The sequence below is a fragment of the Pseudomonas sp. NPDC077186 genome (genome assembly GCF_044543505.1).
In the GTDB taxonomy this organism is placed as follows: Bacteria; Pseudomonadota; Gammaproteobacteria; order Pseudomonadales; family Pseudomonadaceae; genus Aquipseudomonas.
In genome coordinates this window covers 1-19,194 of sequence record NZ_JBITWE010000011.1, presented here as the reverse complement: position 1 = coordinate 19,194, position 19,194 = coordinate 1, and the positions used below count along the sequence as shown (strand labels likewise).

The following is a 19,194-nucleotide window of genomic DNA, read 5'->3' as shown; positions in this document are numbered from 1 at the left end:
AGGGAGCATCCCATGGCTGGTATAGACGCTCTCGCCGACCGACTTTCGGCCTACCTCGGCCACGACCAGGTCAACCTGGTCCGCCGCGCCTACTTCTACGCCGAACAGGCGCACGATGGCCAACGCCGCCGCAGCGGCGAAGCCTACGTGACCCACCCGCTGGCCGTGGCCAGCATCCTCGCCGACATGCACATGGACCATCAGAGCCTGATGGCCGCCATGCTGCACGACGTCATCGAAGACACCGGCATCGCCAAGGAAGCGCTCAACGCGCAGTTCGGCGAGACCGTGGCCGAACTGGTCGACGGGGTCAGCAAGCTGACCCAGATGAACTTCGAGACCAAGGCCGAGGCGCAGGCCGAGAACTTCCAGAAGATGGCCATGGCCATGGCCCGCGATATCCGCGTGATCCTGGTCAAGCTCGCCGACCGCCTGCACAACATGCGCACCCTCGATGCCATGCCGCACGAGAAGAGCCGGCGCATCGCCAAGGAAACCCTGGAAATCTACGCGCCCATCGCCAACCGCCTGGGCATGCACGCCATGCGCGTGGAATTCGAGGATCTGGGCTTCAAGGCCATGCACCCGATGCGCTCCGAGCGCATCCGCGCCGCCGTGCGCCGCGCTCGGGGCAACCGCAAGGAAATCGTCAACAAGATCGAGGAGTCGATCAAGGCCTGCCTGCAGCGCGAAGGCATGGAGGGCGAGGTGCTCGGCCGCGAGAAGCACCTCTACAGCATCTACCAGAAGATGCGCGGCAAGCGCCGGGCGTTCAACGAGATCATGGACGTCTACGCCTTCCGCATCATCGTCGACAAGGTCGACACCTGCTACCGCGTGCTCGGCGCCGTGCACAACCTGTACAAGCCCCTGCCCGGCCGCTTCAAGGACTACATCGCGATTCCCAAGGCCAACGGCTACCAGTCGCTGCACACCACGCTGTTCGGCATGCACGGCGTGCCCATCGAGATCCAGATCCGCACCCGCGAGATGGAGGAGATGGCCAACAACGGCATCGCCGCGCACTGGCTGTACAAGTCCAACGAGGACGAAACGCCCAAGGGCAACCATGCCCGCGCGCGGCAGTGGGTCAAGGGCGTGCTGGAGCTGCAGCAGCGCGCCGGCAACTCGCTGGAATTTATCGAGAGCGTGAAGATCGACCTGTTCCCCGACGAGGTCTACGTGTTCACCCCCAAGGGCCGCATCATGGAGCTGCCGAAGGGCTCCACCGCGGTCGACTTCGCCTACGCGGTGCACACCGACGTCGGCAACACCTGCATCGCCTGCCGCATCAACCGCCGCCTGGCGCCGCTGTCGCAGGCGCTGGAGAGCGGCTCGACGGTGGAAATCGTCACCGCGCCGGGCGCCCGGCCGAATCCGGCCTGGCTCAACTTCGTGGTCACCGGCAAGGCGCGCACCCATATCCGCCACGCCCTCAAGCAACAGCGCCGCTCGGAATCGATCAGCCTCGGCGAGCGCCTGCTGAACAAGGTGCTGGCCAGCTTCGATACGCACCTGGAGAAGATCTCCGCCGAACGCGTACAGGCGGTGTTGGGCGAATACCGTCAGGACGTCATCGAAGACCTGCTCGAAGACATCGGCCTGGGCAACCGCATGGCCTACGTGGTGGCCCGCCGCCTGCTGGCCGAGAGTGGCGACGAGACGCTGCCGAGCAGCGAGGGGCCGCTGGCCATTCGCGGCACCGAGGGCCTGGTGCTGAGCTACGCCAAGTGCTGCACACCGATCCCAGGCGATCCCATCGTCGGCCACCTGTCGGCCGGCAAAGGCATGGTGGTGCACATGGAAAGCTGCCGCAACATCGTCGATATCCGCCACAACCCGGAGAAATGCATCCAGCTCAACTGGGCCAAGGATGTCACCGGCGAGTTCAACGTCGAACTGCGCGTCGAGCTGGAGCACCAGCGCGGCCTGATCGCCCTGTTGGCCAGCAGCGTCAATGCCGCCGACGGCAACATCGAGAAGATCAGCATGGACGAACGCGACGGCCGCATCAGCGTGGTGCAACTGGTGGTCAGCGTGCATGACCGCGTGCACCTGGCCCGGGTGATCAAGAAGCTGCGCGCGATCAAGGGCGTGATGCGTATCACCCGGGTACGCGCCTAGCGCCAACGACAAATTTCAAGCTGCAAGCGACAAGCAGCAGCCGGTTTCTTGAGCCTGCCATTTGCAGGTTGTAGCCTGACAGCCGCCTTTACTTGCAGCTCGAGGCCCATGGCTTGGAGCTGCCTTTTCCAAGGAGCGATTCATGAGCAAGACCGTCATCACCAGCGACAAGGCCCCGGCCGCCATCGGCACCTACTCCCAGGCGATCAAGGCCGGCAACACCCTCTACATGTCCGGACAGATCCCGCTGGATCCGGTCAGCATGGAGCTGGTCGAAGGCTTCGAGGCGCAGACCGTGCAGGTGTTCGAGAACCTCAAGGCGGTGGCCGAAGCCGCCGGCGGCTCGTTCAAGGACATCGTCAAGCTGAACATCTTCCTCACCGACCTCTCCCACTTCGCCAAGGTCAACGAAGTCATGGGCCGCTACTTCGAGCAGCCCTACCCGGCCCGCGCCGCCATCGGCGTGGCCGCCCTGCCGCGCGGCGCGCAGGTGGAAATGGACGCTATTCTGGTTCTCGAGTAAGTCCTGCGGCGGGGCCCGCTGCCCCGCCCTCTCTTCCCGCCCGGCATGGAGACCGCCATGCGCCTGCTTTCCCTGCTGCTGTGCAGCGCCCTGCTGGTCGGCTGCGCCGGCACCCCGAGCAACGACCCGAGCGGCACCTGGATCAACCAGGCGGCCATCGACGCTGCGCGCGAAAGCGGCCGCCTGCGCGAGGCGCTGCTGGCCTACGGGCCGAACCTGGAATGGCAGATCGACCCCGAGCGCCAGCAGGCCAGCTACAGCAACGGTTTCGAACTGGCCGAAGGGCGCCTGCAGGCGGCCGGCGACGGGCGCTGGCAGGTGACCTTCTACGGCGACTACCAGGAGCAGCTGAGCCTGCAGGACGGCCAGCTGACCCAGGTGGCCAGCGGCTACTGGCCGGAGCAGCGCTTCGCCCGCAGTGCCGGCCAGGGCAATGGCGCGCCGCTGGGCAGCAGCTTCGAGCAGGCGCTGTACCGCGACTACCTCGGCGGCGACTGGCTGATCGCCGAAGGCCTCGGCCAAGGCGGCCTGGTGCGCTTCATCAGCGACGGCCAGGTGCAGGGCCTGCCCGGCGCCGAACGCTTCGCCCTGTGCCTGGCCGGCGACTGCGCGGCCATGAGCGGCGAACACGACAGCCTGTGGCTGCAGGCGGGCGACCAGGGCAGCCCCTGGCTGTTCGTCCACGAGGGCGACCAGCTGCGCATCTTCGAGGCGCACAACCGCGCCCAGTTCGACGAGATGCCCGAGTACCAACCCGGCCCGCAACGTTGGCTGCTCAGGCGGCGCTAGCCGCACGCCAGCCTCTGCCGCCGCAAGGATGCCTCCCGTAGCCCGGATACAAGCCGGGACTATGGCGGCAGGCGATTCCCGGATTGCATCCGGGCTACTGACTCTTGACCACTGTGCGCTATTGACCCGCCAGGATCGCCGCATAGCCCTCGCGGTAGCTCGGGTACTGCGGCGCCCAGCCCAGCGCGCGGGCGCGGGCGTTGCTGCAGCGCTTGCTGCCGGCGCGGCGCACGCGCTGCTCGTCGCTCCAGTGGCTGACGCCCAGTTGCCCGCGCAGCCAGGCCACCACCTCATGCAGCGGCGCCGGCTCGTCGTCGACGCCCAGGTAGCAGTCGGCCAAGGGCACACCCGCGGCATCGGCCTGCAGCAGCGCAGCCAGCAACCCAGCGGCATCCTCGACATGGATGCGATTGGCGTACAGCGGCGGCTCCTCGCTGACCCGATAACCGCCGCGCACCTGGCTCAGCAGCCACTCGCGGCCAGGGCCGTAGAGGCCGGTCAGGCGCACCACGCTGGCCGGCAGGCCGCTGCCCAGCGCCAGTTGCTCGGCCTCGCGCATGATCCGCGCCGAATAGCTCTGCGCCTCGGCCGGCGAATCCTCGTCGATCCACTCGCCCTGCTGCTGCCCGTACACCCCGCTGCTGGAGGCGAACAGGATGCGCCGCGGGCGCTGGCCCTGCTGCGCCAGCCAGGCCAGCACGTGGCGCAGGCCGTCGACATAGGCGGCGCGGTAGCCGGCCTCGTCGTGCTGGCTGGCCGCCGCGCAATACACCAGGTAATCCAGCTCGCCCTGCGGCCAGGCCGCCGGGCAGGCGTCGGCGTGCAGATCGCCGGCCACCGGCGCGATGGCGGCGGGCAACTGCGCCACCGTACGGCGCAGGCCGTGCACCCGCCAACCGGCGGTGGCCAGGCGCAGGCCGAGACGGGTGCCGACGTCGCCGCACCCGGCGATCAGCAGGCTGTTGCATGCGGACATGCTGTTCTCCCTGAGATTTGTGCGAAGGCGCAGTGTAGCCCGGTTGGTTCATCTCAATGCAAAGGCTATGCTTGTCGGCAACTTAATGGATAAACACTATGACCCTCACCGAACTGCGCTATATCGTCACCCTCGCCCAGGAACAGCACTTCGGCCGCGCCGCCGAGCGTTGCCACGTCAGCCAGCCGACCCTGTCGGTGGGGGTGAAGAAGCTGGAGGACGAGCTCGGCGTGCTGATCTTCGAGCGCAGCAAGAGCGCCGTGCGCCTGACCCCGGTCGGCGAGGGCATAGTCACCCAGGCGCAGAAGGTGCTGGAGCAGGCCCAGGGCATCCGCGAACTGGCCCAGGCCGGCAAGAACCAGCTGGCCGCGCCGCTGAAGATAGGCGCCATCTACACCGTCGGCCCCTACCTGTTCCCCCACCTGATTCCGCAGCTGCACCGGGTCGCCCCGGACATGCCGCTGTATATCGAGGAAAACTTCACCCATATCCTGCGCGACAAGCTGCGCACCGGCGAGCTGGACGCCATCATCATCGCCCTGCCGTTCCAGGAAGCCGATGTGCTGACCAAGCCGCTGTATGACGAGCCGTTCTACGCCCTGCTGCCGGCCGGCCACCCCTGGGCGGCGATGGACACCATCGACACCAAGCTGCTCAACGACAAGAGCCTGCTGCTGCTCGGCGAGGGCCACTGCTTCCGCGACCAGGTGCTGGAGGCCTGCCCGACCCTGCGCAAGGGCGGCGACGACCACGGCAAGCACACCACGGTGGAATCCAGCTCGCTGGAAACCATCCGCCATATGGTCGCCTCCGGCCTCGGCGTGTCGATCCTGCCGTTCTCCGCGGTCGACAGCCATCACTACGCGCCGGGCGTGATCGAGGTGCGCCCGCTCAGCGCGCCGGTGCCGTTTCGCACCGTGGCCATCGCCTGGCGCGCCAGCTTCCCGCGACCCAACGCCATCGAGGTGCTGGCCGATTCCATCCGCCTCTGCTCGGTCGCCCGCAGCCCGCAGGCCAAGAGCGCCTGAGGTCGCCGCATGACCGAGTTGGCGACGGTTTCCGTCACCGCGCTCAAGGGCGTGGGTGCGGCGCTGGCCGAGAAACTGGCCAAGGTCGGCCTGGAAAACCTGCAGGACGTGCTGTTCCACCTGCCGTTGCGCTACCAGGATCGTACCCGTATCACTCCCATCGGCGCGCTGCGCCCCGGGCAGGATGCGGTGGTCGAAGGCGTGGTGGCCGGCGCCGACGTGGTCATGGGCCGCCGCCGCAGCCTGCTGGTGCGCCTGCAGGACGGCAGCGGCACGCTGAGCCTGCGTTTCTTCCACTTCAGCCAGGCGCAGCGCGACGGCCTCAAGCGCGGCACCGCGCTGCGCTGCTACGGCGAAGTACGCCCCGGCGCCACCGGCCTGGAGATCTACCACCCGGAATACCGCGCGCAGAGCGGCGACGAACCGGCGCCGGTGGAACAGAGCCTGACGCCGATCTACCCGACCACCGAGGGCCTGACCCAGCAACGCCTGCGCAGCCTGAGCCAGCTGGCCCTGGCCCGCCTCGGCCCGCACAGCCTGCCGGACTGGCTGCCCGACGAGCTGGCCCGCGACTACCGCCTGGCGCCGCTGAGCGATGCCATCCGCTACCTGCACCGGCCACCGCCGGACGCCGATGTCGAGGAGCTCGCCGAGGGTCGCCACTGGGCGCAGCACCGCCTGGCCTTCGAGGAGCTGCTGACCCACCAGCTGTCGCTGCAACGCCTGCGCGAGCAGGTGCGCGCGCAGCAGGCGCCGGCGCTGCCGCCGGCGAAAAGACTGCCGCAGCAGTACCTCGCCAACCTCGGTTTCGCCCCCACCGGCGCGCAGCAGCGGGTCGGCGCCGAGATCGCCTACGACCTGGCGCAAAGCGAACCCATGCTGCGCCTGGTGCAGGGCGACGTCGGCGCCGGCAAGACGGTGGTCGCCGCCCTGGCCGCGCTGCAGGCGCTGGAGGCCGGCTATCAGGTGGCATTGATGGCGCCGACCGAGATTCTCGCCGAGCAGCACTTTCTCAACTTCAGCAAGTGGCTGGCGCCGCTCGGCCTGGACGTCGCCTGGCTGGCCGGCAAGCTCAAGGGCAAGGCGCGCGCTAGCGCGCTGGAACAGATCGCCGCTGGCTGCCCGATGGTGGTCGGCACCCATGCGCTGTTCCAGGACGAAGTACGGTTCAAGCGCCTGGCCCTGGTGATTATCGACGAGCAGCACCGCTTCGGCGTGCAGCAGCGCCTGGCCCTGCGGCAGAAAGGCATCGACGGGCGCCTCTGCCCGCACCAGCTGATCATGACCGCCACGCCCATCCCGCGCACCCTGGCGATGAGCGCCTATGCCGATCTGGACACCTCGATCCTCGACGAGCTGCCGCCGGGGCGCACCCCGGTCAACACCCTGGTGATCGCCGACAGCCGCCGCGACGAGGTGGTCGAGCGGGTACGCAACGCCTGCCAGCAGGGGCGCCAGGCCTACTGGGTGTGCACCCTGATCGAGGAATCCGAAGAGCTCACCTGCCAGGCCGCGGAGACCAGCTTCGAGGATCTCTCCAGTGCGCTGGGCGAGCTGCGCGTCGGCCTGATCCACGGGCGCATGAAACCGGCCGAAAAGGCCGCAGTGATGGACGAATTCAAGCTGGGTCGGCTGCAGCTGCTGGTCGCCACCACGGTGATCGAGGTCGGCGTCGACGTGCCCAACGCCAGCCTGATGATTATCGAGAACCCGGAACGATTGGGCCTGGCGCAACTGCATCAGCTGCGCGGGCGGGTCGGTCGCGGCAGCGCCGCCAGCCACTGCGTGCTGCTCTACCACGCGCCGCTGTCGCAGCTGGGCCGCGAACGCTTAGGCATCATGCGCGAAACCACCGACGGTTTCGTCATCGCCGAGAAGGATCTCGAACTCAGGGGGCCGGGGGAAATGCTCGGCACCCGCCAGACCGGTCTGCTGCAGTTCAAGGTCGCCGACCTGATGCGCGACGCCGACCTGCTGCCGGCCGTGCGCGACGCCGCCGCCGCCCTGCTGGAGCGCTGGCCGCAGCATGTCGCGCCGTTGCTGGAGCGCTGGTTGCGTCACGGCCAACAATACGGTCAAGTGTGAACTGAATCACAGGGCGACCGTCGCCCCGAACCTTCGCGCCGATGCCCGCTGGTTATACTCCGGGGCACATGCGCCACCGCCGGATACCCGAAATGACTGAAGCCGCCCTCGCCCCCAACGCCCATCCGCAGCCGCCCGCGGTGATCCTGCAGCTGCTGGACAAGCTCGCCGTGCCCTACCGGGTCTGCGCCGAGCGTCCCGGCCTGCCGGCCGCCGCCCGCCTGCAGGCGGTGCTGCTGGACGACGCGGTCGGCGCGCTGCTGGTGCTCTACCCGCGCAGCCAACTGCTCGACCTCGGCCGCCTGGCCGAGCTCACCGGGCGCCAACTCACCGCGGTCAAGCCGGAACGGCTGGAGCGCATGCTCGGCAAGCACAGCCTGGCGCTATTGCCCGGTTTGCCGCCACTGACCAGTTCGCCCTGCCTGTACGACGAGCGCCTGCTGCAGGTACCCAGCCTGCTGGTGGAGTCCGGCCAGCCCGGCGTGCTGCTGGAGATTGCCACCGAGGCTTACAAGACACTGCTGAGCAAGGCCAGCGCGGCGCGCTTCGGCGAGCCGCTGAGCGCGATCAGGCCGAACCTCGACCGCCCCGACGACGACCGCGCCGAGATCACCCAGGCGGTGCAGGCCTTCACCGCGCGGCGCATCCAGCAGCGTCTGGAGGAAACCATCGAGATTCCGCCGCTGCCGGAGACCGCGCAGAAGATCATCAAGCTGCGCGTCGACCCCGACGCCACGGTGGACGACATCACCGGCGTGGTCGAGACCGACCCGGCGCTGGCCGCCCAGGTGGTCAGCTGGGCCGCCTCTCCCTACTACGCCGCGCCGGGCAAGATCCGCTCGGTGGAGGACGCCATCGTCCGCGTGCTGGGCTTCGACCTGGTGATCAACCTGGCGCTCGGCCTGGCCCTGGGCAAGACCCTCAGCCTGCCCAAGGACCAGCCGCAGCACGCCACGCCCTACTGGCAGCAGGCGATCTACACGGCCGCGGTGATCGAGGGCCTGACCCGCGCCATGCCTCGCGCGCAGCGCCCGGAAGCGGGCCTGACCTACCTCGCCGGGCTGCTGCACAACTTCGGCTACCTGGTCCTGGCGCACGTCTTCCCGCCGCATTTCTCGCTGATCTGCCGGCACCTGGAGGTCAACCCGCACCTGCCGGCCAGCCATATCGAGCAGCACCTGCTGGGCATCACCCGCGAACAGATCGGCGCCTGGCTGATGCGCCACTGGGACATGCCCGAGGAACTGGCCTGCGCCCTGCGCTTCCAGCACGACCCCAGCTACGCCGGCGATCACGCCGCCTTCGCCAACCTGGTGTGCCTGGCCGTGCGCCTGCTGCGCAACCGCGGCATCGGCGCCGGACCGCAGGAAGAGATTCCCGATGAACTGTTCGAGGCCCTGGGCCTGAGCCGGGAAAAGGCCGACGACGCGGTGAGCAAGGTGCTGGCCGCCGAAGTGGCGCTGCGCGAACTGGCGGCGCAGTTCCAGCACCCCCACTGAGCCGACGCCGCCCGCGCGCTGCTCGCGGGGCCATGCACGGGCGCGCGTAGGTTGGCGCTGAGCGCAGCGAAGCCCAACGGGGAGCGCGCAGCGCTCCGCCCGACGCTGCCGCGGCTACCGACGCCGCCTAGCGCGCCTGGCGCAATTGCTCGCGGCGTTCGCCGAACAGTTGCGGCACCGCCGCCACGCTGGCGGCGAGCAGGCGGTTGACGCTGGCGTGCTCGTACAGCGCGGCATACTCGGCCAACTGCTCGCTGGGCATCTGCCGGTAGGCATAAAGCATGAAGGATTCCACCGCCTGGGCGCTGGACTGGCGAATGGCCGCGGCCTGGGTCTGGGTCTGCGCCTGCAGCTCGGCCTCGTCGAGGTTCTCGCCGCGCGCGCGCAGCGCCAGCAACGCCTGGGTCTTGCCCACCTCGTAACGCAGCAGGCTGGCCAGCACCGTGGTGTGCGCCGCCGCATCCAGACGCTTGACCAGCTCCAGGCGCACACCGCGCGGCGGCTGCGCGGCCAGGCGCTGGCGATACTCGACCAGGCCCTGCGGCTGCTCGCCGACCGCCCGTTCGGCGGCGGTGAAACGCCGCGCCAGCGGGCTGTCGAGGCGCTCGCGGGCCTGCGCCAGCTGCGCGGCATCGAGCTGGGCGCTGACCCGCTTGGCCAGCTCCAGGCACAGCGCCGGGCCGGCGAACAGCTGCCCCAGGCGCTGCTGCTCGGCCGGCTCCTGGCCGCGTTGCAGCAAGGGCGCGCTCTGCTCGCAGAGCAGATGGATACCGGCCAGTTCGAACAACGGCAACAGCGCGTGGGGAGAGGCCGGCTCGGCCCGCAGCGAGGCGGCCGCCAACAGCAGGAGGGGCAGGACGATCAGACGCATGGCCAGGCTTTCCACTGGGACTTGCCGGGCAGCCTAACCAAAGCGCGGCGCGCCGACCAGCGACGGCGCGCGCAACTGGGGATCAGGCGGCCTTTTTCGCCGAATCGACCTTCTTCTTCGGTGTCAGGTGCTTGGTCAGCCCCTGGAACCACATCACCAGCGCCGGGTTGCCCTGGATCTGGATGTCCTTGTTCTGGATGCCCTGCATGAAGGCCAGCTGCTTGTTCTTCGCGGTCATGGTGGCGAAACCATAGGCGGCATCCTTGAAGCCGATGGCGAAAGCGGGCTGACTGGCCGGGCCGCGCTTGCTGCTGATGCGCTGGCCCGCGACGATGAAGTGGCGCGCCACCTTGCCGTCCAGGGTATGCAGCTGGAACACCATATCGCGGCCTTCGAGCTGCTGACGAAACGCCGGGTTGTCGCGACTGGCCTTGGCCATGAGGCGGCCCAGCATCCACAGGAGAAAACGGAATTTCATGCACGGGCCCCAATGATCGAAGATGATGGCCGCGCATTGTAGTGGTTTTCTTGCAGGACTACAGCCTGCCAAAAGCACGGTGGGGACGCTGAAGGCGCCGGCTGCGTCGTACGCACCCAGACGGGAGAGGCCCGGAGCCGAGCGGCTCCGGGCGACAGGCTCAGTTGACCGCGTCTTTCAGGGACTTGCCCGGTTTGAAGGCAACGGTGTTGCTGGCCTTGATCTTGACCGGCTGACCGGTTTGCGGGTTCTTCCCGGTGCGGGCGCCACGGTGGCGCTGGACGAAGGTACCGAAGCCCACCAGAGTCACACTGTCCTTGCGGTTCAGTGCACCGGTGATTTCTTCCAGTACGGCGTTGAGTACACGATTGGCCTGATCCTTGGTCAGATCAGCCTTTTCGGCGATGGCGGCGGCGAGTTCCGGTTTACGCATAGATGCCTCTTTGACGGTTTTTTGTTGTTGTGTCCGTGCTGTCCTTCCAGAACAGCGCCCAAGGCGCCGCAACAGCTCTGCGCTGCGGCAGACCCCAGGGAGAATGGCATGCCGCACCGCACTGCGCCAGTCTCGTCCGACACTTTGGCCGGGCATTTTCGTGGCGTATCCGACAGAACGGCCGGCAATCATGCCAACAGCGCCGGCAGCTCCCGGTTCAGCGCCAGTTTCTCCTGCACGGCCGCGCCGGTCAGGGCGTAGCCCAGCAGGCTGCCCGCGGCGTCGCGGCACAGCGCCTTGATATCGCCGCCGGCACCTTCCACCGTCCACTCGCCCTGGCTGCCGCGCGGCGGCGGCGACACCACCAGCGGGCACACCGGGGTCTTCACCGTCACCGGCATCGGCCCATAGCTGACCGCCGTCGGCTCGCCGGCCAGGGTCTTGGCCAGGGCGCGGGCGCAGGCCATCAGCGGCATCACGTAGAGCAGGTTGAGGCCGTCCACCTCGGCGCAATCGCCGAGGGCATAGATGTGGGCGTGGGAGCTCTGCAACTGGCGGTCGACCTGCACCCCGCGGCCCACCGCCAGGCCGGCGGCGGCGGCCAGTTCGATGCGCGGGCGCAGGCCGACGGCGGACACCGCCAGATCGCAGTCGATCAGGCTGCCGTCGGACAACAGCGCCTGCAGCGCCGCGCCCTTGTGGTTGAGGCTGGCCAGCACCGGGCCGAGGTGGAAACGCGCGCCGAGGCCTTCCAGGCCGGCCTGCACCGCCGCCGCCGCGGCCGGGTGTAGCAGGCCGGGCATGACCTGCTCGCAGGGCGCCACCAACTCGACCTGGTAGCCGCCGGCGCTGAGGTCGTTGGCGAACTCGCAGCCGATCAGGCCGGCGCCGAGCAGCAGCACGCGGTGCTTGCCGGCCGCCGCCGCGCGAAAGCGCGCGTAGTCCTCCAGGTCGTTGATCGGGTAGATGGCGTCCTGCGCGTCGCCTTCCACCGGCACGCGAATCGGCTCGGCGCCCCAGGCCAGCACCAGGTCGCGATAGGCCACGGTTTCTTCGCCGATCCACAGGCGCTGGTGCCCCGGGTCGATGCCGGTGATGCGGGTGTGGGTGCGGATCTCGGCCTTGAGCTGTTCGGCCATGGCGCCCACCTCGGCCATGGCCAGGCCGTCGGCGTCCTTGTTCTTGCCGAAGCCGGTGGACAGCATCGGCTTGGAGTAGGAACGCCCGTCGTCGGCGGTGATCAGCAGCAGCGGCGTCTGCGTATCGAGCTTGCGCCATTCCTTGGCCAGGTTGTAGCCGGCCAGGCCGGTGCCGACTATCACCACGGGTGCACTCATGTTCACAACTCCTCGCTTCGCATACGACGCGACGGCCCGCGGGCCGTCGCCATTGATCCAGTGAAAGAAACCGGGCCGCTCAGGAGACTTCGATCATCTCGAAATCCGCCTTGCCCACGCCGCAGTCCGGGCATACCCAGTCGGCGGGGATGTCCTCCCAGGCCGTGCCGGGGTCGATGCCCTCCTCGGGCAGGCCCTCGGCCTCGTCATAGATGAAACCGCAGACCACGCATTGCCACTTGCGCATCGCCCTCTCCTCCACGCCCGCTCACACCGACCCTACTCCAGATAGGGTTCGCCAGCCAAGCGCGCGGCGCCCTCTCCAGACAGAGGTTGGGGCGCCGCATGGCGGTAATCGGTGCGCAACGTGACGCCCTCGGATATGTCCGCGGGCCGGGGTTGTCGCAGTATCCAGGGCCTCCCGGGGCAAACCGGGCGATTCCAACAAGAAACACGAGGCCACGCACCGATGAACTTGATTCTCTCCGCGGCGATCCTCGCCCTCCTCGCGCTGACCCTCTGGGTGCTGCTGCGCTGGGGCCGACTGCGCTGCACCGGCAGCGAGCCGGTGGGGCTGTTCACCTTCCTCGCCATCCTCTTCACTTCGGGCCTGGACATGGGCCTGATCATCTTCCCGCTCACCGAATTCCCGGTGTACGCCAGCGAGGCGCCCTACCAGTTCTCCAACCCGCTGGCGGTGGCCTTCGGCTTCTGGGGCTTTCTGGTCTGGCTGCTGTACTTCATCACCACCTTCTACTTCTGCGTGATCGAACCCAAGGTCAAACTGTTCGAGCTGCGCCCGGTGAAGCTGGTGAACAACCTGGTGATAGTCGCCACCTGCGCCTTCACCGCCTACCTGTTCCTGGTCAATATCGCCTGGTACGCCCCCGAGGTCGGCGAGGCCTGGCACTACCTGACGGTGGTGGCGATCCTCCTCGCGGCGATCTACTCCAGCACCGATATCCGCTACCTGAAGATCCTCAGCGTCGCCTCGACCTGGCTGTTCTTCGCCCTGATCCTGGCCATGGCGCTGGTCGGCGGAGTCGGCCCCGAGCATTTCGCCGCGGCGGCGGCGGCCATCGGCAGCGGCTACTTTGCCGAGCTGCCGCGCTTCGTCCTGCCGCTGAGCGACTACCATGCCTTCTACCTGTTCTGGTGGTTCGCCTGGAGCATCATGATCGGCCAGTTCGTCTCGCGCTTCGTCGGCGGCCTGAAGACCTACCAGCTGCTGCTGGCGTTGCTGATCATCCCGTCGATTCCGCTGGCGATCTGGTTCGCCGTGCTGCACCACCATTTCGCCGAGAACATCGCCATCGCCCCGCTGTGGAAGCTGGCGATGCTCGCCGTGGGGGTGATCTTCGTGATCAACTCGGTGGATTCGCTGGTGCGCCTGTACAGCGACAACCTCGGCCTCAGCGTGCAACGCCTGGGCCGCGGACGCTTCCTGGCCTGCCACTTCGCCCTGCTCGGCGCCTTGGTGCTGGCCTTCAAGTTCACCCCGTTCGAGATCCACTGGGTGGGCCTGACGGTGATCGGCCTGTACGCCGTGACCCTGGCCCTGCTGCTGCGCCGCTGCCGCCCGGCCTTGCGCGGCATCGGCGCAGCGTCAGTCGAGCTTGAGCACCTTGGCCAGCACCACCTTGGGCCCCTTCATCTTCTTGACGATGATGCGCAGGCCGTCGGTTTCCAGCACCTCTTCCTCCTCGGGCATGCGCTTGAGGAAGTCGTAGATCAGCCCGGCCAGGGTCTCGGCCTCGATATGGTCGAGGTCGACGCCGAGCAGGCGCTCGACCTTGGCCAGCGGCGTGTCGCCGCGCACCAGCAGCTTGCCCGGCTGGTAGGCGAGGATGCCGCGCTCGGCCTTGCGGTGCTCGTCCTGGATATCGCCGACCAGCGCCTCGAGCACGTCCTCCATGGTCAGGTAGCCGATCACCTTGCCGTCGGCCTCCTCGACTAGGGCGAAGTGCGCGCCGCCCTGGCGGAACTGCTCGAGCAGCTGCGACAGCGGCATATGCCGGCCGACCCGCTCCAGCGGGTGCATCAGTTCGCCCAGCTTGAGCGCCGAGGGCAGCATCTCCAGCAGCGACAGTTGCAGCAGCAGGTCCTTGATATGCAGCACGCCGACGAACTGGCCCTGGGCCTCGTCGAAGATCGGGTAGCGGCTGTACTTGTGCCGGCGGAAGGTGGCGAACACCTGGTCGAGGCTGGCATTGAGTTCCAGGTACACCAGGTCTTCGCGCGAGTTGGCCCAGTCCACCACTTCCAGTTCGCCCAGCTCCACCGCCGAGGCCAGCACGCGCATGTCCTGGTCGCTGGGCGCGCTGGCGCGGCTGGAGTGGAGGATCAGCTTGAGCTCGTCGCGGCTGTAGTGATGCTCGTGGTGCGGCCCCGGCTCGCCCTGGCCGGCGACGCGCAGGATGGCGTTGGCGCTGGCGTTGAGGACGAAGATCGCCGGGTACATCAGCCAGTAGAAGGCGTACAGCGGCGCCGCCGTCCACAGCGAGAGCAGCTCGGGCTTGCGGATCGCCCAGGACTTGGGCGCCAGCTCGCCGACCACTATATGCAGGTAGGAGATGATCGAGAACGCGGTGAAGAAGGCGATGCCGTGCACCAGCTTGGGCGACTCCACGCCCAGGGCGCCGAGCAGCGGCTCGAGCAGGTGGGCGAAGGCCGGCTCGCCGACCCAGCCCAGGCCCAGCGAGGCCAGGGTGATGCCCAGCTGGCAGGCCGACAGGTAGGCGTCCATCTGGTTGTGTACGGTGCGCAGGATATGCCCGCGCCAGCCGTGGGCCTCGGCCAGGGCGTCGACCTTGGTGGCGCGCAGGCGGACGATGGCGAACTCGGCGGCGACGAAGAAGCCGTTGAGCAGAACCAGAAACAGGGCGAACAGGACGAGGCCGAAGTCGGCGAAGTAGGTGGAAACGGAGAGGCTCGTGGAAGGGTCCATGGGGATTCGGGTTGGCTAATGACCGCTAGAGGGTGGGGGCTGGCGCGGCGCTTTGCAAGAGCCTAGGCGGCCTCAGCGGACGCGCTGCACCACCTGCGCCGGGGCGAAATGGCAGGTGAAGGTACTGCCCTTGCCCGGCACGCTGTGGATCTCCAGGTTGCCGCGATGGCGCAGCAGCACGTGCTTGACGATGGCCAGGCCGAGGCCGGTGCCGCCGGTGTTGCTGGCGCGGCTGGAGTCGACCCGGTAGAAGCGCTCGGTCAGGCGCGGCAGGTGCTTGGCCTCGATGCCCATGCCGCTGTCGGCCACCGCCAGATGCGCACCCTGCTCGTCGCCCTGCCAGCGGATGCGGATCTCGCCGCCGGCCGGGGTGTACTTCACCGCATTGAACACCAGGTTGGAGAAGGCGCTGCGCAACTCGGCCTCGCTGCCCTTGAGCTTGAGGTGCGGGTCGGCTTCCAGGCTGATGCGATGGTGCTGCTCGCCGGACAGCGCCTGGGCGTCGTTCTTGATCGACAGCAGCAGCAGGTCGACCGCCACCGGCTGGTTGTCCGAGGGGTAGTCGGTGGCCTCCAGCTTGGCCAACAAGAGCAGGTCGTTGAGCAGCGTCTGCATCCGCGCGCCCTGCTGCTGCATCTGCTGCAGTGCCCGCAGCCAGCGTGGATTGACCGCCTCGACGTTGTCCAGCAGGGTCTCCAGGTAGCCGGCGATCACCGTCAGCGGCGTGCGCAGCTCGTGGGAGACGTTGGCGACGAAGTCCTTGCGCATCTGCTCCAGCTGATGCAGGCGGGTGACGTCGCGCACCAGCAGCAAGTGCTCGCGGTTGCCGTAGCGGGTGATATGGAACTGCAGGCGGCGACGGTCGTTGACCGGCGAGGGGATCTCCAGCGCCTCGGCGTAGTTGCCGCGCTCGAAGTAGTCCTTGAAACGCGGATCGCGCACCAGGTTGGCGATGGGCTGGCCGCTGTCCTGCGGCGTCTTCAGGCCCAGCAGGGTCTCGGCGGCGCGGTTCCACCACTCCAGGTTGCCCTGGCTGTCGAGCATCACCACCGCGTCCTTGAGCGCCGCGGTGGACTCCTGCACGCGGTCGATCACCGCCTGCAGACGGCCGCGCGCCTTCTCGTTGCGCCGCTGCAGGTGATAGATGCTGTCGAACACCTCGCCCCACAGGCCGTAGCCGTCCGGCGGCGGCTCGTCGGGCTTGTGCTCGCGCAGCCACTTGTGCAGGCGCAGCAGCTGGCTGAGGGTCCAGCCCAGGTGGACGGCCAGGCCGGCGGCCAGGGCCCAGGCATATTCGCCGGTGACCAGGCCCAGCAGCAGGCAGGCGCCGATCAGCAGCAGCAGGCGACGCACCACAGCGCCACGCCAGTCTTGGTTCACGATGGAGCGCATCCTTGTCAGCAGAGCGAGTGCGCAGAAGCGCCGCGCCAGCGATCAACCTTTGGTGGAGAAACGATACCCGGTGCCGCGTACGGTTTGTACCAGGTTTTCGTAGGCATCGCCGAGGGCCTTGCGCAGGCGGCGGATATGCACGTCGACGGTGCGTTCCTCGACATAGACGTTGCCGCCCCAGACCTGATCGAGCAGTTGGCCGCGGGTATAGGCCCGCTCCTGGTGGGTCATGAAGAACTGCAGCAGGCGGTATTCGGTGGGGCCCATCTCGGCCGGCTTGCCGTCGATGGTGACGCGGTGGCTGATGGGGTCGAGCAGCAAGCCGCCGACCTCGATCGGCGCCTCGCTGTCGCTGGGCCCGGCGCGGCGCAGCACGGCCTTGAGCCGCGCGACCAGCTCGCGCGGGGAGAAGGGCTTGGTGATGTAGTCGTCGGCGCCGACCTCCAGGCCCTGGATCTTGTTGTCCTCTTCGCCTTTGGCGGTGAGCATGATGATCGGGATGTCGCAGGTCAGCTCGTCGCGCTTGAGGCGGCGGGCCAGCTCGATGCCGCTGGTGCCGGGCAGCATCCAGTCGAGCAGGATCAGGTCGGGTTTGCGGTCGACGATGACGGCATGGGCCTGCTGGGAGCTCGAAGCCTCCAGGCACTCGTAGCCGGCCATCTCCAGGGCCACCGCGATCATCTCGCGGATCGGTGCTTCGTCGTCGACGATCAGGATGTTCTTGCCAACCATGGGTCCCGCCTCGGTTCGTTCATCTGTCTGCGCCGCATTAGATAACGAAATTATTGCAGCGATATGACAGGCGCGCGGCACGCCTCAGCGCCAGGCGTAGTCCAGCACGATGCCGGCGAAGATCGCCAGCCCGGCCCAGTGGTTGTGCAGGAAGGCGTTGAAGCAGGCCATCGGCTTGCGGTTGCGCGTGGCGTGGTACTCCCAGGCGAAGCAGGCGGCGGCGACCAGCAGGCCGACGTGGAAGCAGAGCCCCAGCTCGAAACGTGCGCCGGCCAGCAGCAGGCAGAACAGCGCCAGGCCCTGCAGGCTGGCGATGATCAGACGGTCGGCGTCGCCGAACAGGATGGCGGTGGATTTCACCCCGATCTTCAGGTCGTCCTCGCGGTCGGCCATGGCGTAGTAGGTGTCGTAGGCCACGGTCCACAGCAGGTTGGCGATGTACAGCAGCCAGGCCTCGGGCGGCAGGCTGCCGGTCTCGGCGGTAAAGGCCATCGGCATGCCCCAGGAGAAGGCCGCGCCGAGCACCACCTGGGGGTAGAAGGTGTAGCGCTTCATAAAGGGGTAGCAGGCCGCCAGGGCCAGGCCGCCGAACGACAGCCAGATGGTCGCGGCGTTGGTCAGCAGCACCAGGCCGAAGCTCAGCGCCACCAGCACGGCGAACAGGATCAGCGCCTCGCGCGGCTGGATCTTGCCGCTGGCCAGCGGCCGCGCCTTGGTGCGGGCGACGTGGCCGTCGAAGTTACGGTCGGCGTAATCGTTGATCACGCAGCCGGCGGCGCGCATCAGGATCACGCCGACGACGAAGACGAACAGGTTCTTCGCGCTAGGCACGCCTTCGGCGGCGACCCACAGCGCCCACAGCGTCGGCCACAGCAACAGGTAGATGCCGATCGGCTTGTCCAGGCGCATCAGCTGGATGAAGTCCCAGGCGCGTGGGTGCAGGCGATTGGTCGATTGCAGCAGGCGGGTGTACATCGAAGCGTCTCCGGGCAGGTTGCGCGGATTATACGGGGGAACAGGATCGCGGATGGCAACGGGGAGCGGTGGGAGGCGCTTTAGCGGCGACGGTGACGGCTGCGACTGCATGGATGCAGGAGATAGAGCGAAGCAGGATGCCCGAGCCGTTAGCCCCTCCCACAGGGCCGTTCAGATTTCGATCCCGGCCGCCAGCCAGAAGGCCGGCAGAAAGACTTCGGCCACCAGCACGCCGAGTGCACCGCGGCTAAAACAGGAGCGCCGTGCCCACAGGCGTTCGGCGCACGCCTCTTGCGGCAGCCAGGCAGCAGGATAGCGGCAGGCCTGCAGCTCGCCGCGGTCGAAGGCACGGTCGCTGAACAGCAGCTCGCCGAGCGAACGGCTGCCCAGCTCGGCCAGGTTCAGCCCGGAGCCTTCCAGGGCGCTGCGCGCCGCCACGCTACGGGCGAACACCCAGGGCTGACCGTGGCCGCGCAGGTACACCTCGCGCACCCAGCCCTGACTGCCCTCGGCGACGCCGAGGGCGGTGCACTCGTCGCTGCGCAGGCGCTGCCAGCCCTGATCCAGCGGGGTGACGGAGAAACCGTCATGCGACAACGCGGTGAGGCGGCGGGTCAGCGAGTCCTGGTTGAACAGCCAGTCGCGCGCCCCGGCGGCCGGCTGCGGATGCAGCTGGGCGCAGGTCAGCCAGCGCGGCGGATGGGCAAGGGCGGCGTGGGGCACGAAGAACAATCACCACAGAACGAAAGCGCGCGAGTCTAGCACGGCGAGACGCTGGCTCACCGCCCAGGTCTCAACAGTCACCAACCTCTGGTTTTCCGCCACGTAAAAAAGACCTGGCCGCCCCTGGGACTCTCACCGACACGCCACCGTTTTTCTCGGCGCAAAGAAGAAACCCCAGACCGCGTTAGCGATCTGGGGTTTCGTATAGGAGCTTGACGATGACCTACTCTCACATGGGGAAGCCCCACACTACCATCGGCGATGCGTCGTTTCACTGCTGAG

General features: G+C 68.0%; 17 protein-coding genes. 6 read left to right on the top strand and 11 right to left on the bottom strand.

The window, feature by feature from the left end; genetic code table 11:
• Positions 1-12: 12 nt before the first annotated feature.
• The 3 genes from spoT to ACIGKL_RS24225 all read left to right on the top strand — a co-directional run bounded on the left by spoT (position 13) and on the right by ACIGKL_RS24225 (position 3,436).
• Positions 13-2,124: a bifunctional GTP diphosphokinase/guanosine-3',5'-bis pyrophosphate 3'-pyrophosphohydrolase gene (gene spoT, locus ACIGKL_RS24235; protein WP_397488900.1), complete on the top strand. Its 2,112-nt coding sequence runs from the start codon at positions 13-15 to the stop codon at positions 2,122-2,124.
• A gap of 142 nt (positions 2,125-2,266) precedes the next feature.
• Positions 2,267-2,647 (top strand): RidA family protein, encoded by a 381-nt coding sequence (locus tag ACIGKL_RS24230; RefSeq protein ID WP_021446454.1) that lies wholly within the window; start codon positions 2,267-2,269, stop codon positions 2,645-2,647.
• 57 nt (positions 2,648-2,704) lie between these two features.
• A complete protein-coding gene (locus ACIGKL_RS24225) occupies positions 2,705-3,436 on the top strand; it encodes a hypothetical protein (protein WP_397488899.1) in 732 nt (243 codons plus the stop codon).
• A 118-nt stretch (positions 3,437-3,554) separates the two neighbouring features.
• Here the strand turns inward: ACIGKL_RS24225 and ACIGKL_RS24220 are convergent, their stop codons facing one another.
• A complete protein-coding gene (locus ACIGKL_RS24220) occupies positions 3,555-4,412 on the bottom strand; it encodes an NAD-dependent epimerase/dehydratase family protein (protein WP_397488898.1) in 858 nt (285 codons plus the stop codon).
• Between the two features lie 98 nt (positions 4,413-4,510).
• Here ACIGKL_RS24220 and ACIGKL_RS24215 point away from each other — a divergent pair, with 98 nt between their 5' ends.
• From ACIGKL_RS24215 to ACIGKL_RS24205, 3 genes are all read left to right on the top strand, one after another.
• Positions 4,511-5,440: a hydrogen peroxide-inducible genes activator gene (locus tag ACIGKL_RS24215; RefSeq protein ID WP_397488897.1), complete on the top strand. Its 930-nt coding sequence runs from the start codon at positions 4,511-4,513 to the stop codon at positions 5,438-5,440.
• A 9-nt stretch (positions 5,441-5,449) separates the two neighbouring features.
• Positions 5,450-7,525 carry an ATP-dependent DNA helicase RecG gene (recG, locus tag ACIGKL_RS24210; RefSeq protein WP_397488896.1) on the top strand — a complete coding sequence of 692 codons (2,076 nt, stop codon included), beginning with the start codon at positions 5,450-5,452 and terminating at the stop codon, positions 7,523-7,525.
• Positions 7,526-7,617: 92 nt separating this feature from the next.
• Positions 7,618-9,024, top strand: a complete 1,407-nt coding sequence (locus ACIGKL_RS24205) for an aminoacyl-tRNA deacylase and HDOD domain-containing protein (RefSeq protein WP_397488895.1) — start codon at positions 7,618-7,620, stop codon at positions 9,022-9,024.
• A gap of 127 nt (positions 9,025-9,151) precedes the next feature.
• Here ACIGKL_RS24205 and ACIGKL_RS24200 read toward each other — a convergent pair whose 3' ends face one another.
• From ACIGKL_RS24200 to ACIGKL_RS24155, 10 genes are all read right to left on the bottom strand, one after another.
• Positions 9,152-9,895, bottom strand: a complete 744-nt coding sequence (locus tag ACIGKL_RS24200; protein ID WP_397488894.1) for a hypothetical protein — start codon at positions 9,893-9,895, stop codon at positions 9,152-9,154.
• Between the two features lie 82 nt (positions 9,896-9,977).
• Positions 9,978-10,373, bottom strand: coding sequence for a helicase (locus ACIGKL_RS24195; protein WP_122110061.1), 396 nt, complete (start codon positions 10,371-10,373; stop codon positions 9,978-9,980).
• A gap of 160 nt (positions 10,374-10,533) precedes the next feature.
• A complete protein-coding gene (locus ACIGKL_RS24190; RefSeq protein ID WP_003242571.1) occupies positions 10,534-10,806 on the bottom strand; it encodes an HU family DNA-binding protein in 273 nt (90 codons plus the stop codon).
• Between the two features lie 188 nt (positions 10,807-10,994).
• The gene (locus ACIGKL_RS24185) at positions 10,995-12,143 is read right to left on the bottom strand and encodes an NAD(P)/FAD-dependent oxidoreductase (protein WP_397488893.1); all 1,149 of its coding nucleotides are present in this window, start codon (positions 12,141-12,143) and stop codon (positions 10,995-10,997) included.
• 79 nt (positions 12,144-12,222) lie between these two features.
• Complete coding sequence (gene rd / locus ACIGKL_RS24180; protein ID WP_021443301.1) at positions 12,223-12,390, bottom strand: rubredoxin; 168 nt, start codon at positions 12,388-12,390, stop codon at positions 12,223-12,225.
• Positions 12,391-13,749: 1,359 nt separating this feature from the next.
• Positions 13,750-15,090, bottom strand: coding sequence for a hemolysin family protein (locus ACIGKL_RS24175; RefSeq protein ID WP_397488892.1), 1,341 nt, complete (start codon positions 15,088-15,090; stop codon positions 13,750-13,752).
• Between the two features lie 72 nt (positions 15,091-15,162).
• Positions 15,163-16,482, bottom strand: a complete 1,320-nt coding sequence (gene phoR / locus ACIGKL_RS24170) for a phosphate regulon sensor histidine kinase PhoR (protein ID WP_397488891.1) — start codon at positions 16,480-16,482, stop codon at positions 15,163-15,165.
• A 42-nt stretch (positions 16,483-16,524) separates the two neighbouring features.
• The gene (phoB, locus tag ACIGKL_RS24165; protein ID WP_397488890.1) at positions 16,525-17,214 is read right to left on the bottom strand and encodes a phosphate regulon transcriptional regulator PhoB; all 690 of its coding nucleotides are present in this window, start codon (positions 17,212-17,214) and stop codon (positions 16,525-16,527) included.
• Between the two features lie 84 nt (positions 17,215-17,298).
• Positions 17,299-18,189, bottom strand: coding sequence for a 4-hydroxybenzoate octaprenyltransferase (gene ubiA, locus ACIGKL_RS24160; protein ID WP_397488889.1), 891 nt, complete (start codon positions 18,187-18,189; stop codon positions 17,299-17,301).
• Between the two features lie 171 nt (positions 18,190-18,360).
• Complete coding sequence (locus tag ACIGKL_RS24155; protein ID WP_397488888.1) at positions 18,361-18,912, bottom strand: chorismate--pyruvate lyase family protein; 552 nt, start codon at positions 18,910-18,912, stop codon at positions 18,361-18,363.
• Positions 18,913-19,194 lie beyond the last annotated feature (282 nt).